Origin of the sequence: Agarivorans albus, from assembly GCF_019670105.1 — a bacterium.
GTDB classification, from domain to species: domain Bacteria; phylum Pseudomonadota; class Gammaproteobacteria; order Enterobacterales; family Celerinatantimonadaceae; genus Agarivorans; species Agarivorans albus.
In genome coordinates this window covers 1,393,292-1,408,157 of sequence record NZ_AP023032.1, presented here as the reverse complement: position 1 = coordinate 1,408,157, position 14,866 = coordinate 1,393,292, and the positions used below count along the sequence as shown (strand labels likewise).

15 protein-coding genes and 2 tRNA genes are annotated in these 14,866 nt (G+C 44.2%); 5 read left to right on the top strand and 12 right to left on the bottom strand.

Translation table 11 applies throughout. The features are described 5' to 3' along the window. Positions 1 to 118 precede the first annotated feature (118 nt). The 3 genes from K5620_RS06525 to K5620_RS06515 form a co-directional block, all read right to left on the bottom strand. Positions 119 to 529 (bottom strand): MerC domain-containing protein, encoded by a 411-nt coding sequence (locus K5620_RS06525; RefSeq protein ID WP_016403926.1) that lies wholly within the window; start codon positions 527 to 529, stop codon positions 119 to 121. A gap of 30 nt (positions 530 to 559) precedes the next feature. Then, positions 560 to 1,033, bottom strand: coding sequence for a Fur family transcriptional regulator (locus K5620_RS06520; protein WP_246612315.1), 474 nt, complete (start codon positions 1,031 to 1,033; stop codon positions 560 to 562). Positions 1,034 to 1,269: 236 nt separating this feature from the next. Further along, positions 1,270 to 3,129: a TIGR00341 family protein gene (locus tag K5620_RS06515; RefSeq protein WP_016403929.1), complete on the bottom strand. Its 1,860-nt coding sequence runs from the start codon at positions 3,127 to 3,129 to the stop codon at positions 1,270 to 1,272. A 440-nt stretch (positions 3,130 to 3,569) separates the two neighbouring features. Between K5620_RS06515 and K5620_RS06510 the strand changes: the two genes are divergently transcribed. The 3 genes from K5620_RS06510 to K5620_RS06500 all read left to right on the top strand — a co-directional run bounded on the left by K5620_RS06510 (position 3,570) and on the right by K5620_RS06500 (position 6,157). Continuing rightward, positions 3,570 to 4,364 (top strand): transporter substrate-binding domain-containing protein, encoded by a 795-nt coding sequence (locus tag K5620_RS06510; protein ID WP_016403930.1) that lies wholly within the window; start codon positions 3,570 to 3,572, stop codon positions 4,362 to 4,364. Between the two features lie 100 nt (positions 4,365 to 4,464). Next, complete coding sequence (locus K5620_RS06505) at positions 4,465 to 5,412, top strand: amino acid ABC transporter permease (RefSeq protein WP_016403931.1); 948 nt, start codon at positions 4,465 to 4,467, stop codon at positions 5,410 to 5,412. Positions 5,413 to 5,431: 19 nt separating this feature from the next. Further along, complete coding sequence (locus K5620_RS06500) at positions 5,432 to 6,157, top strand: amino acid ABC transporter ATP-binding protein (RefSeq protein ID WP_040307693.1); 726 nt, start codon at positions 5,432 to 5,434, stop codon at positions 6,155 to 6,157. Positions 6,158 to 6,230: 73 nt separating this feature from the next. Here K5620_RS06500 and K5620_RS06495 read toward each other — a convergent pair whose 3' ends face one another. Beyond that, a complete protein-coding gene (locus K5620_RS06495; RefSeq protein ID WP_016403933.1) occupies positions 6,231 to 7,097 on the bottom strand; it encodes a LysR family transcriptional regulator in 867 nt (288 codons plus the stop codon). Between the two features lie 155 nt (positions 7,098 to 7,252). Here K5620_RS06495 and K5620_RS06490 point away from each other — a divergent pair, with 155 nt between their 5' ends. Both K5620_RS06490 and K5620_RS06485 read left to right on the top strand, forming a co-directional pair. Beyond that, a complete protein-coding gene (locus K5620_RS06490; RefSeq protein ID WP_040307694.1) occupies positions 7,253 to 7,975 on the top strand; it encodes a sulfite exporter TauE/SafE family protein in 723 nt (240 codons plus the stop codon). Between the two features lie 188 nt (positions 7,976 to 8,163). Next, complete coding sequence (locus tag K5620_RS06485) at positions 8,164 to 8,655, top strand: VOC family protein (RefSeq protein WP_016403935.1); 492 nt, start codon at positions 8,164 to 8,166, stop codon at positions 8,653 to 8,655. A gap of 85 nt (positions 8,656 to 8,740) precedes the next feature. Here K5620_RS06485 and K5620_RS06480 read toward each other — a convergent pair whose 3' ends face one another. The 8 genes from K5620_RS06480 to K5620_RS06445 all read right to left on the bottom strand — a co-directional run bounded on the left by K5620_RS06480 (position 8,741) and on the right by K5620_RS06445 (position 14,498). Continuing rightward, positions 8,741 to 9,577, bottom strand: a complete 837-nt coding sequence (locus K5620_RS06480) for a DUF3626 domain-containing protein (RefSeq protein ID WP_016403936.1) — start codon at positions 9,575 to 9,577, stop codon at positions 8,741 to 8,743. 240 nt (positions 9,578 to 9,817) lie between these two features. Next, the gene (locus K5620_RS06475) at positions 9,818 to 10,813 is read right to left on the bottom strand and encodes a GGGtGRT protein (protein WP_016403937.1); all 996 of its coding nucleotides are present in this window, start codon (positions 10,811 to 10,813) and stop codon (positions 9,818 to 9,820) included. Between the two features lie 11 nt (positions 10,814 to 10,824). Then, positions 10,825 to 11,517, bottom strand: coding sequence for an iron-sulfur cluster assembly scaffold protein (locus K5620_RS06470; protein WP_016403938.1), 693 nt, complete (start codon positions 11,515 to 11,517; stop codon positions 10,825 to 10,827). A gap of 131 nt (positions 11,518 to 11,648) precedes the next feature. Next, a complete protein-coding gene (locus K5620_RS06465) occupies positions 11,649 to 12,050 on the bottom strand; it encodes a hypothetical protein (RefSeq protein WP_016403939.1) in 402 nt (133 codons plus the stop codon). Positions 12,051 to 12,173: 123 nt separating this feature from the next. Continuing rightward, positions 12,174 to 12,249, bottom strand: a tRNA-Ala gene (locus K5620_RS06460). 21 nt (positions 12,250 to 12,270) lie between these two features. Beyond that, a tRNA-Ala gene (locus K5620_RS06455) sits at positions 12,271 to 12,346 on the bottom strand. A 143-nt stretch (positions 12,347 to 12,489) separates the two neighbouring features. Continuing rightward, the gene (locus tag K5620_RS06450) at positions 12,490 to 14,187 is read right to left on the bottom strand and encodes a fused response regulator/phosphatase (protein WP_016403940.1); all 1,698 of its coding nucleotides are present in this window, start codon (positions 14,185 to 14,187) and stop codon (positions 12,490 to 12,492) included. Beyond that, positions 14,187 to 14,498: an STAS domain-containing protein gene (locus K5620_RS06445; RefSeq protein WP_016403941.1), complete on the bottom strand. Its 312-nt coding sequence runs from the start codon at positions 14,496 to 14,498 to the stop codon at positions 14,187 to 14,189. The genes K5620_RS06450 and K5620_RS06445 overlap by 1 nt, the downstream gene beginning before the upstream one ends. Between the last annotated feature and the right edge of the window lie 368 nt (positions 14,499 to 14,866).

The following is a 14,866-nucleotide window of genomic DNA, read 5'->3' as shown; positions in this document are numbered from 1 at the left end:
ATTACTTAACTGAGGAAAGAACGTTGATTACTAGACTAACTCAACCAAGCCTTTAAGTTTAAGACTTGGTTTAATGATGGGGCTAAACAAGTAATACAGGTTAAAAAAGCTGAAAGCCTTAATGCTCTGGGCAATCGCAATTGTTGTGATCATGCTGGTGACACAAACGATAGTTCATCCAGTGGCCAACAGCTACTAACGTTGCTCCTAACAAGGTAAGCGATTTTTCGCCAATTTCCCCAATACGGTCTTCACCAAGGGCGACTGCCAAAATCAATAGAGCCAAACCTGCAACACCCCAAAGCAGCACTTTGGTTCGTTTGTGTTGTTTACACCCCATGGTGAGTGCATAAGCGCTAATGGGTATAACCGCTACTACCATCCAAAGGTGAAAGGCCTCGTTGTGTAAAGGTAGCGCAACCATGCTGGGCACTAAGACAAACAACATTGGTAACGCCAAACAATGAATGGCGCACGCAAATGATAAACCGATGGCAAACTTATCGCCGATTGCTTGAGTGACTTTCATTAACTTTCCTTGTTTTAAATGTTGATTAAATTAAGCCGCTTGCTGAATACAATCTTCGCACAGGCAGTTCATTTCCAATTGCTGGCTAACTAAGGTAAAACCAGCCTGCTCGGCATTCTGTTTTAGCTCGTTAATGGTTGAAGCAGCGATGCTGATTTCTTTTACTTTGCTGCACTTACCGCATATCAAAAATTGCGGTACCCCATGGCTATGGCTGCAGCAAATATGCGCACATGCGACATATTTATTGGCCAAGCTAAGTTTGTGCACAAGGTGCTCGGTTTCTAGAAAATCAAGGATGCGATACACTGACATGGCAGGAATGCTTTGGTCGAATAGTTGCTTACAATAATCGGTGAGTTCATAAGCAGAGAGCGCTTTGTTTGACTGTACTAAGCTAGATAACACCTGTTTGCGTTTGGTGGTTAAGCGAACACCTCGTTGCTTGCAGTGTTGCTCGGCATGTTGAATAACGCTATCAATTTGCATCATAAATTTGCTCACATTTTGTTTTACTTGGTTTAAAAATAACCCGCCAACAAAATGTTACGTTATATCATAACTGTAATTCAAGGCTTATTTTGATTTTATGTTCAAGGTAAATTGCAATGGCCTTGTTAATAGTAAAACCAGATTGACCAATAAACCTTTAGGCGCTTTGGTAGGAGTAATAAAAGAGGCTATGTGTTGCATCACTTATAGCCTCTTTAGAAATATATTCAGAGCAATAACAAAAGACATTAACGCCGAATAATGATTGAAGCTTCTAACTGAAAGCTACGCCCAAGCTCTTGTTCAATGCGCGCTTTAAGCCCATCTAATTGTTGGTCGTTTAGTGAATGTTCACTAACCAACTGCAAATGCAAAGTGAGCGGCTTGGTGCTTTGGGCGCGAACTGTTCGCAATAATACCTCATTAAAGGTTTTGCCTTGTAGGCGCTGCACTATTTGCGCTTCTTCTGATAGGCGGTTAAAACTGAATACCAGCGGAATGCTCACAAGGGTCACTGCGACTAAAGCGATGCCTAATCCCTTTTTGGCTCGGGTAAACGGCGCAAAACCTAAGGCCAAAAACGTTAAAGCGGCCGAAAATACAATGCCGGCTAAGTTAGTTAAAAACAGCAAAAAGGCGCCTGAGGCCACACCAATGTTTAACCAGCCTAAGCCTATACCAGTTACCGCTAAAGGCGGCACCAACGCCACGGCAATAGCAACGCCTGCCAAGCTTTTGGCCGCGTCAATCCGCGCATGGGCATAAGCACCGGCAATGCCGGAGATAATCGCCACCCCTAAATCAAGTAAATTGGGGCTTAGGCGCGCCGAGATTTCGGGCGTAATTACTTCCATTGGAATAATAAAGCTGGCGCTTGCAGCAAAGCCCAGGGCTACACACAAGCCAGTAAACAAAGTACCTAAACTGGCGGTCATTAAGCTGGGATCTTGGCGAGTAAGCGCCATAGAAAGTGAGATAATCGGTGCCATTAACGGCGCTAAAATCATCGCACCAATAATCACCGGCGCCGAGCTGGCATAAAGGCCAATGGTAGCTAGCAACGTAGACAATACCATTAGGGTTAAAAAGGCTGGCGAGGTAGTAGCGTTGTCACGTAGCAGCTGGTAGAGATCTTTAAATTCTTCTTTGGCGGCATGGGCAATCCAAGGCAATGGCTTGGCTGCTAAGGCATTTATCGCCTCGCCCTCCGGCAAGTTGGCAATTTTGCGGCTCTCCTTTACTGCAGTCGCGCTGTCTTGGCAGAGCATGTCTGCTGAGGGCAAAATACTCAAGGCGCGGTGTTCGCAGTCAATGGTTAAGCTGTTGGCTTTTGAAAGGGTGCCATCGTGCCAATACTCCAGTTCACCCTCACTACTAACCTGTATTGATTTAGACTTAATTAAACTAAGAAAGCGCGGCTTTTTAACCACCCGTCCAAACATAGCGAGCACTAAAAAACGGAACATCTCCATAATGCTACGGGGAGCTAGCAGCATGCTTTCTAACATGCCGTCGTTACAGTGGGTATCGGTAAGTATTCGTTTAGATAACATCGAGCCTTGGGCATGTTCAATAATTACTAGCCCCACCAACGAGGTTTCTAAACAGGTGTCACTGCCAGTGGTTAAACTGAGTTTTTGCGGTTTAATATCACCAATTTTTCGAATATTTTGCCACGTCTGGGCAATGCGCTGTCGCCACGAGGCATTGTGCCCGCCAGGTCGCAGGTTAAAGCTATGCCCTACCACTAAGTGATTTAACACCACTTGATGGTTACAACGCAGCACATCTATTTTTGTGGCTTCGGCTTGCTGAAACTCCGCCAATGCTTTCTCTGGAGAGTTAGCCAAACTAAAAGCCCGGCGGGCAAGGTTTGCTTTAGGGTGAGGCAATACCGCAACCACCCATTGCTGCTCCACTGCAAGCGCAATGGCAGCAGTTAAGCTTTCATCACTGAGATAACAATAAACCAAGCTTTCGGCCTTAAATTCGGGCGGTTGGTTCGCTTCCCACATTTTTGGCAATATTACATCGTCGAACAGCGGAACGAGCTTTTGACTCACCATATCGCTGGCATCGGGCTCAAATAATAAAAAACTATCGGCCATTCCTGTTTCCATACAAGAGGTTAGATCTTACCTCAGCATGGGGGCTGTCGCTTAAAACTGCAAGTAACAGCGCTACCAATTAGTACCCATTTTTTAGCGCTCTGCTCATTTAGCACTGCCTAAATATTCTACATTTAGCCTTGATAACCATAGATTTTCTTTGTGGCCTAAAATTTTTTTATCATTAATAACAAATAAAACAGTTAAACAAGCAGTACGACTAAAGCCTTAATCTGCGGGCATTTAGACGTCCATGCGGCTAACTAAACTTGAAAGCATCGTTTATTTTGTAAACAAGAAGCAAAAAACCGCCGCTATTTTTTTCTAGTGTATTCTGCTATAACTTCCCTGAAACACTAAGGGTTCACGCTGTTTTGCAAGGATAGTGCAGAATATGAACTCAATAAAAATAACGAATTAAAAACACAACAAGGACCATTATGAAACGTGTCATTCAATCTGCGATTGCCGCAGTAACACTGTTATCAAGTGCTGCTTTTGCTCAGCAAACATTGCTACAAGAAATCACTGAATCTGGCGAGCTACGCGCTTGTTTTGATGCTGGCTACATGCCATTTGAAATGAAGGCCAAAAACGGCCAGTTCATTGGTTTTGATATTGATTTAGGTAAGCAAATGGCGCGTGCAATGGGCGTTAAATACGTACCAGTAAACACCGCTTGGGACGGTATTATTCCTACCCTACTTACTGGTAAGTGTCACCTAATTATGGGCGGCATGACCATTACGCCACAACGTAACATGCAAGTTAACTTTGCAGACCCATACGTAGTCATTGGCCAATCAATCCTACTTAGCCCTAAATTAGAAGGCAAAGTAACCAGCTACCGTGACCTAAACAGCGACCAATACACTGTGGTAACTAAATTAGGTACTACTGGTGAAGGTGCAATTAAGCGCTACATTCCTAAAGCTAAAGTAAACCTATTTGAAACCCAATCTGAAGCGGTACTAGAAGTGACTAACGGCAAAGCCGATGCCTTCATTTACGACTTACCGTTTAACGCGATTTACGCGGCAGAAAACCAAGGTCAACTAACTCACCTGGATCAACCGTTCACTTTTGAACCACTAGGTTGGGCTGTTCGCCAAGGCGATCCTGATTTCTTAAACTTCTTGAACGGTTACTTGCGTCAAATTAAAGGTGACGGCACCTACGACCGCATTTACGACAAGTGGTTTAAAGACGACGCTTGGTTAAAACAAGTTCAATAGTAAGACTTAAGTGGCTGCCCTTAGCAGCCACTTTTCTTTACTAAGCGCGCCTTAAGCGTGCTTAGTAAAGTAAAACCAAATATTAATAAAAGAGCTTCAGATGCAAACTCAAGCAAGCAAAATTCTGTGGAATGGTGTTTTTGTTGCCATTTTACTTAGCCTATGCGGACTCATTTATCTGTCGGGCGAAAAAATTGACTATAACTGGAACTGGCAACGTGTTGTTCCTTACATCGTAAATAACGAAGCAGCCAGCATTACTGCGCCGCAAGACGGCAGTATTGAAAGTAATGCAGCAGGCCAACTGCAATTAGTGTCTGATGGTGGCGAGGTATTAGTAAATCTATCTGAGTTTGAAAACATCTCAGTATACGAAGGTGACCTAGTATTTGAAGGCGACCAACTGGCCTCTTCTGAAGAGTGGCGAATTGGCCCGCTCACCGAAGGCTTAATTGTTACGATTAAAATTTCATTGTGGTCATTGGTATTTGCCATTTTGCTTGGCTTAGTGATTGGTTTAATGCGTATCGCCGACAACCCAGCGCTACGTAAGCTGTCTATCACCTATATTGAAATTATTCGCGGCACACCACTGCTGGTACAAATCTTTATTGTGTACTTTTTTATTGGCACCGTATTCGATTTAGAACGCTTTACTGCAGGTGTGATTGCTTTATCGGTGTTTACTGCTGCCTACGTAGCGGAGATCATCCGTTCAGGTATTCAGTCTATTCCTAAAGGCCAAATGGAAGCCGCCCGCTCTTTGGGTATGAACTACCCACAAGCCATGGTGAACGTGATTTTACCGCAGGCCTTTAAGCGAACCTTGCCACCAATGGCGGGCCAGTTTATTAACCTGATTAAAGATTCTTCACTGGTGTCAGTGATATCCATTACCGACTTAACCAAAGCCGGTCGTGAAGTAGTTAGCGGTAGCTTTGCACCTTTTGAAGTATGGTTTACTGTAGCCCTACTTTACTTGGTACTTACCAGCAGCCTGTCTTGGGCTATTCAACGCTTAGAAAAGAGGTTAGCTGCCAGTGACTAAAGATTACCAAGGCAACGACATGATTGTTGCAAAGAACATAAACAAAATTTACCCCAATGGCTGCCACGCATTAAAAGACGTATCCGCAACGGTAAACCGTGGCGAAGTAGTAGTGATTGTGGGGCCTTCTGGCTCGGGTAAGTCAACGTTTTTGCGTACCTTAAACCAGCTAGAAACCGTAAGCAGCGGCACCATTCATATTGATGGTACCGATATGTACGCTAAAGGCACCAACATTAATAGCCTGCGTGAAGAAGTAGGTATGGTGTTCCAAAATTTCAACTTGTTCCCACACAAAACAGCCTTAGGCAATGTAATGCTGGCACCACTAAAAGTGGCCAAACGCCCCAAACAACAAGCCGAAGATGAAGCTAAAGCCTTGCTACTTAAAGTAGGTTTAGCAGATAGAATGGGCAACTACCCTTCTCACCTATCTGGCGGTCAGCAGCAGCGTGTGGCGATTGCACGAGCTCTGGCGATGCAACCTAACATTATGTTGTTTGACGAGCCCACCTCGGCGCTTGACCCAGAAATGGTAGGCGAAGTATTAGATGTAATGAAAGGTCTCGCTGCCGACGGCATGACAATGGTGGTAGTTACCCACGAAATGGGTTTTGCCCGTGAAGTGGCAGACCGAGTATTGTTTATGGAAGATGGCGAGCTCTTAGTAGAAGCTACGCCAGAAGCGTTTTTCGACAAGCCTAGCCACCCAAGGCTGCAGCAGTTTTTGTCGATGGTTCTTTAACGTGAACTTGAATTACACGACAGAAAAGGGAGCTTAAGCTCCCTTTTTGTTTGCAGGCGTTACACCAACACCTTCAACTAAATTGCTGCCAAAACGCCCGCACAATTTCTTTATCTGCTCGCTCACGCAACTTGATTAAATAAATGGGTACTTGGCTACTATAAGCAAATTGCTCCACTTTCAAGCTTACCAATAAGCCCTGCTCTAGCTCTTGCTGCACAATATGCTCAGGCATTCTTGCCCAACCTAAGCCCGCTAACAGCAACTCCTTTTTTAGATGATAGTCATTTACATACCAGCGTTGGCCGCCAGCAATCACATTAATATTGTCTGAGCGAGCCTCGGAGCCAGAATCAGCCAATAAAATATGTGGTTTGTTACGCAACATGCTTTGTTTAAGCACTTGCTCGTGTTGCTCAAACAAATGTGGCGCCGCTGCCGTTATCATGTGAACTTTGCCTACTTCTACAAAATCAAAGCGGCCATCTAAGCCTATGTTGGGTGCCAAGGCTAGATCGGATTGTTGTTTTAACAAGGCCTCTAAAATGCCCGATAAATGGCCAGAGTCTAGGTTAAGTTGCAACTTACTGTAGTGTTTTGAAAAAGCTTCTATTTTGCTTACCAGCGGTGGCAAATAGCACATTGGGCTTAGGGTGAGAGCAAGCTCCGGATCGGCGCCTTGCGCAAGCTCATGGCCTAACAGCTCTAACTCATTAGCTTGTTTAAGCAAACTTTTGGCTTTAACTAAAAAGCGCTCCCCTTCTGCGGTAAGTGTTGGGCGATAACTAGAGCGATTAAACAGAGTAATAGAAAAGTGCTGCTCTAAGCTTTTAACCGAAGCGCTCAAGGTAGGTTGAGTTTTATTTAAATGCTGCGCTGCTGCCCGAAAACTTCCCAGCTGGGCAACACTCACAAAGGCGCGTAGCTGCTCATGGTTCATGTTCACTCTCGATATAGATACCCTAACAAGCAGCTTAATCTATATAGATAAATACAATCAAGATTATCCAAATAAGTGATTATTTATCTTTCATGGCATTTGCTATTCTGCGCAGCACATTCACAAGCTCAATGGCTTACATTGAAAGAGGTAAAGTGGATAGCACAATCATCATCTTGCACCTGGTTGCTTTATTAACCGGAATTTCTAAATTCTCTATTGGAGGAATGGGCGCACTTATCTTGCCCTTGTTACTCATCGCCTATCCCGATGGGCAAGCACTGGCGATACTCATCCCAATGTTTTTACTCACCGACATTCTCACCATGGCGGTATATCGCCACAAAATAGCATGGCGAATTCTACTGCGTTTGTTGGTATTTATGGTGTTGGGCTGTGGGATTGGTGCACTGTTGCTCTCCTATTTGGACCCTGGCGAATTTACCCTAGCCATTGGCTCTATCATTCTTGGTATGCTGGTTTTAAGTATCTACTTGGAACGCAGCAACTCACAATGTATAAAAACACCCGCGGTAGCTGCTGGCAGCGGCGTATTTGCCGGCTTTATTAGCATGACCGCCAATTCTGCTGGCCCAATAATAAGTTTATACATGATGCAGCAACAACTAGGTAAAACCAGTTATGTAAGCACCCGTGCCTGGGTAGCAGGCCTAGTTAATGTAGCCAAAGTGCCCATGCTAATCAGTATTGGCTTGCTCAACATAGAAACAGCAAAAACCAGTTTAAGTGCTCTGCCTAGTCTGCTAGTTGGTTGCGCCTTGGGTTTTCTTATACTCAAAAAGATCAACTTAAAACAAATGACCTGGGCAATTAGAGTGCTAATTTTGTTTGCCGCGATAAAGCTGCTATTCAACTAAGCTAAACACGACTAGATTCGGCCCCATTAACTCTACAACGCAGCTTGTCTTCCGCTTCAAATTAGATAATAAAAAATTATCAAATTAATAATTTTTAATAATTTCATAAAATTTACCGAGCTGCATATACTTTCTCCATCGAAGCAAAACAACGCAACAGTTTACAAATTAAGGTTTGGAGAAGAATTATGAAAATGAATCACGTAGGTATCATGGTTGGCGATATGGACAAAGCGGTAGAGTTCTACACTAAAGCGCTAGGCCTTCGCATTGTAATGAACAACACTAAAGTAATCGAAGAGCGCGAATCAGCAATCGGTCGCATGTGTATCGCAGTATTTGGTGAAGGCTTCAAAGGTTTTAATATTGCCCACCTTGTGACTTCTGACGGTATTGGAGTGGAACTGTTTGAAATGAAAGAGCGCGATGAGCGTCACGAGGTAGACTTCTCTCGCCTTGGTATCTTCCATTTCTGTTTACAACTACCTAAAGAGCAGTTTGAATCAGCAATCAAACGTGTTGAAGAGTTTGGCGGTAAAGTGCGCATGGACATTCACCGTTATCACCCAGAAGATGATTCTAAGCAAGCACAAATGGTTTACCTAGAAGACCCATTTGGTAACCTATTTGAGTTCTACTCGCACTCTTACGAAGACACGTATGCCTCTGATTACGAGTAAGTAATAGCGTAATATAGCTACCAAAAAAGGCTTAGCAGCGATGCTAAGCCTTTTGCTTGTTTAACTACTACGCAGCGATAAAGGTTCAAATAGATGAATACCCAAATCTAGCGAGGTAGTGCCAGATTTTCTTTATGTCTTGTTCATCGTAACCCTGCCGGGTTATCGCTATCCCTAGCAATCTTGGGTTAATAAACCCGTTCTGCGCAATCTCTTTAGCCAGCTCAATAAACCGTTGCCCTCGATAATCTGGATAAAGACTCATACTCTCAAGACTCAGCTCATAGCCTTTATGCCATTTAACTGGAACACCTAGCTTTAAAGCATGCTCTTCAACAACGCTAGAGTGATAACAGGGATCAAGTACCAAACATTCAATATCATCTTTTACCGATAGAACTCCGTGAATGTGCGCTTCGATATAATCATCAAGCAAATCGTCATTTGAGGCATTCGCTTTGTCGATAAGACTACCTAACTGGCTACACACAGCAAAGTCTTCGGGAGTAAAGTAACTGTCGGGATAACAAAAGGTAGTGCGTTCTAGTACCTGTGGCTTTAACTCAAAATAGGCAGAGCCAAATCGGCAAGATGCACCTGTTTGATACTCTCGAAAGTTAAGTGCGCCATATTTAGGCCTAAGACGATTATCGGCGTTGTTGTATGCGCCATCAAATGCCTTTTGCTCCCATAGCCAACGCTCGCCGCCCTTATAAGCACTAAGCCCGCCGTTGCTAGTTGCCGTTTCAAACTGAGATTTCAAACAGCCATCTTGAGCGATTGCAAGCAGTAAAGGGATACCTGTGGTGGTATAGCGATCGGGATGAAAGTTTATGGTTATTCGGTAGTTACCTGGTGTGAAGCTTCCCTTAGACTTCTTTCTGACATTATCGATTGCTTGCTCTACAACTTTATCGCTCATTCACTCTCCAATTATCATATTACAGCCTTAACTCTATCGCTAAGCAAGCGGCAATATAAGGGGATTAAAACCAATCAAACAATTATGACATACCGCAAACTAGCTCAATTAGCCTTTTGTTATTAACGCTCAAAATATTTATGCGCACTCAAGCTAAGCATTACATTTACCAGCAGTTCACTAACACCAAAAAAGCCACCCTATAGGTGGCTATAATATGATTTTTGCGGAACCTGCATTTTATTGCGATTGCTCTACCGCCACACTCACCGCAACACTGGCACCCACCATAGGGTTGTTGCCCATACCGACTAAGCCCATCATCTCTACATGCGCCGGTACTGAAGAAGAGCCCGCAAATTGGGCATCGCAGTGCATTCTGCCCATGGTATCGGTTAACCCATAGGAAGCTGGCCCTGCGCCAACGTTATCTGGGTGCATGGTTCGCCCAGTACCACCACCAGAGGCTACCGAGAAATATTCTTTGCCCAGTAACAAGCGCTCCTTTTTGTAGGAGCCCGCAACCGGATGCTGAAAACGCGCTGCGTTAGTAGAGTTACCAGTAATGGATATATCCACGCCTTCGTGATGCATTACTGCCACACCTTCAACCACGTCGTCGGTGCCATAACAGCGGATAGTAGCTCGGTGGCCTTTACCAAACACCTTTTCTCGAGTGATATTGAGCTCGCCGGTTTGATAATCAAACTGCGTTTGCACGTAGGTAAAACCATTCATGCGCGCAATCATATAGGCGGCGTCTTTACCAAGGCCGTTAAGAATCAGGCGCAGCGGTTTACTTCTTACTTGGTTGGCATATTCAGAGATTTTAATCGCCCCTTCTGCAGCGGCATAAGACTCGTGGCCAGCCAAGAAGCAAAAGCAATCTGACTGAGTAGAAAGCAAGCGAGAAGCAAGTTGGCCATGCCCTAAGCCCACTTTACGTTGGTCGGCTACCGAGCCAGGTACACAAAAACTTTGTAAGGCCTCACCTATCGAGAGAGCAGCTTGCTCAGCGGTTTTATCTTGCTTTTTAATTGCTATGGCTCCGCCCAATACATAAGCCCAAGCGGCATTTTCGAAAGCAATCGGTTGAGTGGTTAAGGTAATGTCATGTGGGTCAAACCCGCGAGACTGACACAGCTCTCGAGCCGCTTCCAATGATTCAATTTGATACTGGGCTAAGGTTTGCTCAATCCGCTCAATTCGGCGCTCTTTTCCTTCAAATTCTGCCATAATACTGCTCCCTATACCTTTCGCGGATCAACATATTGAACGCCATCTTCGAAGCGACCATAATGAGATTTGCTGTCTTTTAAGGCTTGATTCGCGTCTACACCATCGGCAATTGCACTCATCATTTTGCCCATTTGCACTATCTCGTAACCGATGATTTCGTTGTCTTCGTCTAAAGCCATACGCGTAACATAACCTTCTGCTAGTTCTAAATAACGTGCGCCCTTCGCTTTGGTGCCATAGGCTGTACCTACTTGCGAACGCAAGCCCTTACCTAAATCATCTAAGCCCGCTCCAACAGGCAGGCCCCCTTCAGAAAATGCGGTTTGACTGCGTCCATAGGCCAGGTTTTCAAAAATAGAACGCATAGCGACATTAATTGCATCACAGACCAAATCGGTATTCAGAGCCTCCAACAAGGTTTTCCCGGTCAAGATCTCTGATGCCATTGCCGCTGAATGGGTCATACCCGAGCAGCCTACAGTTTCAATTAAACATTCTTCAATGATGCCGTTTTTGACATTTATGGAAACTTTGGTCGCCCCTTGATGAGGGGCGCAAGTACCCACCCCATTTGATAAACCCGAGATGTCGGTAACTTCAATGGCATTCACCCACTTTCCTTCCATTGGGATCGGTGAGTTTCGATGGTCGGGCCCGCGAGCAATCGGACACATTGACTCGATGGTATTGGTAAAAGACATACATAACACTCCTCAATTCACACGTCTTATCAAGAGGATAGACGATAAGTAAACAAGTAAGCGGTCAATTCCTCAGCTAAGAAGAATTAACCGTTTTAGCGATGGTATTGTTTGGTTATTTTTATGAGATGTTAATAGGGCAAACGTGAGCAGTCGTTGTCACTTTGAATGGCTTGATACAGCGAATCTCCATTGCTAGCGTTTATCACCAGTTTAACTCTTACCCCACGATACAAAGACTGCTGGTCGACTTTGCAAATATCGGCCCTTACTTGTTGGGCGAGCAGTTCGATGTCTTTAGCACTAGAGCCTTGCTCAGCTAAGGTAAGGTGGTAGTGAACCAAGTCTCCTTGAGCGCTGGCGGTAGCATTAACCGACTCAAGCATGAACTGGCGTTGCTGTTGGTTATAACTTGCTGCTAAAGCTTGTGCAGCTTGGTCTCGAGTGGGTAGTGGTTCGGCTAGAGAGGCAGTCGTAAAGGTCGCTAAACCAGCGGCTAATAAGCAAAGTAAACCAAGATTGCGGATAAACATAAGCGGTACTCAAGGTAATACATCAGACTTTGAGTGTAGTAAGTAGCGGCTTAAAGCAAAAATAGATAGCAACAGAAAATTACAACTACTGTTAGTTGTTCGATACAGAATAAGAAGGAAAATTGGTGGAGCTACGCGGGATCGAACCGCGGACCTCTTGCATGCCATGCAAGCGCTCTCCCAGCTGAGCTATAGCCCCGATATACGGTAGGGTGTGAATTGGTGGAGCTACGCGGGATCGAACCGCGGACCTCTTGCATGCCATGCAAGCGCTCTCCCAGCTGAGCTATAGCCCCAAAATCACACTGCTTTCAACACAATATCTGCCGAAAGCGAGCAGAATTCTAAGCAGCGGGAACTAGAGTGTCAACCGTTTTTACTAAGAAACGAGCCACTTGCTCATTTAGCCAACAATTCAAGACCATTTATAGAATTTTGTTTAATGTTGGCAGCGGTAAACCGCAGTAACGCAGTTGCCTTGCGGATTAAACGTCATGCTTTCGCAAAGAGACTCTACCAAACGCAAGCCTCTGCCCGAGTATTGCTGTTCAGCATTTTTTTCAGCAACTTGTGAGGCTTCAAACCCATTGCCACTGTCAGCAACTTGAATAGTGAATTGTCGAGTCTGCTTTCCATCAAATTCAATCGCAATGTTTACCGAGCCTTCGGTAAGTTGTTTGGCTCTGCGTTTACGCTGGCGATAATACTCTTCAAAACCACTAGCAGAAGTTTTTATCGCCGAATCTAGCCCTAATACGCCATGTTCAAAGGCGTTATTAAACAATTCACTGACTACGGTAAATAAAATATTGCGGTCAGTTTGGTGTACCGACAGCTCTTGCAAGGTGGTCATCAATAGGGGGATAGGCGTAAATTTTTTAAGACTGGTAGCGTCTAACTCTAGTTGCCAACTCCATCGCCCTGCAGCCAGTGGACCAGCGTTATAAGTATCGGCTGCGTGTTGGTTTGGCCTATTCAATAAATCGGGCACTTCTACCATGCTGATATCATCGAGTTGCTCAGCACCTTCACAAAATCCTTCTAGCGCATGCTGAATACTGGCAATAAAAGAGGGATGGCTCGCCTTATCAGTAATTGCATTTATTAAACGCTGTTCGCCAAACATCTCGCCACTAACACTAAGCGCTTCGGTCACGCCGTCACTTAATAACACCACGTGGTCATAGGGCAACCAAGGTAGCGTTTTGAGGTTGAGTTCTACTTCGTTTTGAATACCTAGAGGAATTGATTCAGATCTTAGGCGTTCACGAATACTTTGTTGTTGAATATTGTAAACAAGTAGCTCTGGCATGCCGCCATTCCACACTGTTAAGGATTTTTGCTGAAGCGAAAGCTCTACAAATATACCGGCCATAAACATACCGGTGGGTAATAAGCGATGCAGGCGACGGTTAATTTGCCGAAGAATGGCTTCGCCAGTATAACCTTTGCGAGTCATGCCTCTAAAAATATCGGCAACGGGCATTGCACCTATTGCTGCTCGCAAACCATGCCCAGTAAAGTCACCCAGCAAAACATGAATATCGCCATTTGGGCGATACTCTGCAAAAACAACATCTCCGGAAAAGGTAGACGCGCTATCGAGCGATACAAGCAGTTCTTGGTCGGCACAATGTGAGTTAGCCACCGCGCTACTAAATACTCGCTCGGCTAGCTCTTCTTCCTCTTGAAGCTGGTTATGCAGTCGGCTTATTTCATTGTAAATAGCTCTAGTGCGCTCAAAGCCAAGGGCTTTGGCTTTGAGTACCGCTTGATGAACAGGCTTAAATAGAATGTCGTCTCCGCCACAGGCAATGCACTTAACCAATGCATCCACTTCATTTTGCGCGGTAACAAATAAAACTGGGGTAAATTTTTGAGTACTTAAACGTTTAATTTCGGCGGTTGCTTGATACCCATCCATTACTGGCATCAAGACATCCATGAACACAATATCGATATCTTGCTGCTGAAACAGCTCTACCGCTTCTCGGCCATGTTCAGCAAATACCACCTGATAGCCAATATCACTGAGTATTTTTCCCAACAACAAACGATTTATGCGGGTATCGTCAACCACTAGGGCTGTGCCTTTAACCGCCTTGTTAAGAAAACTTAGCGTATCAACTTCAAACACTAATTTTCGATTTTAAGTAGTTTATCGAAGTTGGCTATTTCTAAAATTTTTAAAATTGCCGGTGAGGGTTTACGAATAGTAAGGGCTTCAGCTTGGCTTTTTTCAGCATGTTCTTTGAGCAACAACATCATGCCTAATGCTGAACTATCCATATAATCAGCACTGCTTAAGTCAAGAATTAGCTGAATTCCCTCTACCGATACGTGCTCGTAACAAGCTCTGAAGTCACGGTGCAAAGAATAATCAAACCTACCGGCCACACTAATAATAAGCTGACCTGAATCTTGATCTAACTGACTACTAATAGACATCGAATCTCCTTGTAACGATCACTATTGGTTTATGCTAAAAACCAAATTTAGTTGATTTCACTTAACCGAGTGCTAAAGCTTTCCTTGCTTCAAACTTATTCATGTTCACTCGGTCATAACTTATTGCTTAATATCCACAATCAAGCTTAGTGCAACTACAACAATAGCAAAAAAAAAGCCAAATACTAGATGCTCAATACTTTATTTACAAATAAGTCATTTGTGAATAAGCATGTTACGCCATTGTGTCAATTTGGTTACAAGATTGGCATTAAAACGCAATATAAATGAGACCTAAAGAAGGTTTTTAATGTATAAGCACTGGTCAAAAAACAAACTGTGAAGCAATTCAAGGTAATCGCTGCTGT

Coding starts and splice junctions, on each gene's coding strand:
- K5620_RS06525 (WP_016403926.1), bottom strand. CDS start 529: ATGAAAGTCACTCAAGCAATCGGCGATAAGTTTGCCATCGGTTTATCA.
- K5620_RS06515 (WP_016403929.1), bottom strand. CDS start 3,129: ATGGCCGATAGTTTTTTATTATTTGAGCCCGATGCCAGCGATATGGTG.
- K5620_RS06510 (WP_016403930.1), top strand. CDS start 3,570: ATGAAACGTGTCATTCAATCTGCGATTGCCGCAGTAACACTGTTATCA.
- K5620_RS06505 (WP_016403931.1), top strand. CDS start 4,465: ATGCAAACTCAAGCAAGCAAAATTCTGTGGAATGGTGTTTTTGTTGCC.
- K5620_RS06500 (WP_040307693.1), top strand. CDS start 5,432: ATGATTGTTGCAAAGAACATAAACAAAATTTACCCCAATGGCTGCCAC.
- K5620_RS06495 (WP_016403933.1), bottom strand. CDS start 7,097: ATGAACCATGAGCAGCTACGCGCCTTTGTGAGTGTTGCCCAGCTGGGA.
- K5620_RS06485 (WP_016403935.1), top strand. CDS start 8,164: ATGAAAATGAATCACGTAGGTATCATGGTTGGCGATATGGACAAAGCG.
- K5620_RS06480 (WP_016403936.1), bottom strand. CDS start 9,577: ATGAGCGATAAAGTTGTAGAGCAAGCAATCGATAATGTCAGAAAGAAG.
- K5620_RS06475 (WP_016403937.1), bottom strand. CDS start 10,813: ATGGCAGAATTTGAAGGAAAAGAGCGCCGAATTGAGCGGATTGAGCAA.
- K5620_RS06470 (WP_016403938.1), bottom strand. CDS start 11,517: ATGTCTTTTACCAATACCATCGAGTCAATGTGTCCGATTGCTCGCGGG.
- K5620_RS06465 (WP_016403939.1), bottom strand. CDS start 12,050: ATGTTTATCCGCAATCTTGGTTTACTTTGCTTATTAGCCGCTGGTTTA.
- K5620_RS06445 (WP_016403941.1), bottom strand. CDS start 14,498: ATGTCTATTAGTAGTCAGTTAGATCAAGATTCAGGTCAGCTTATTATT.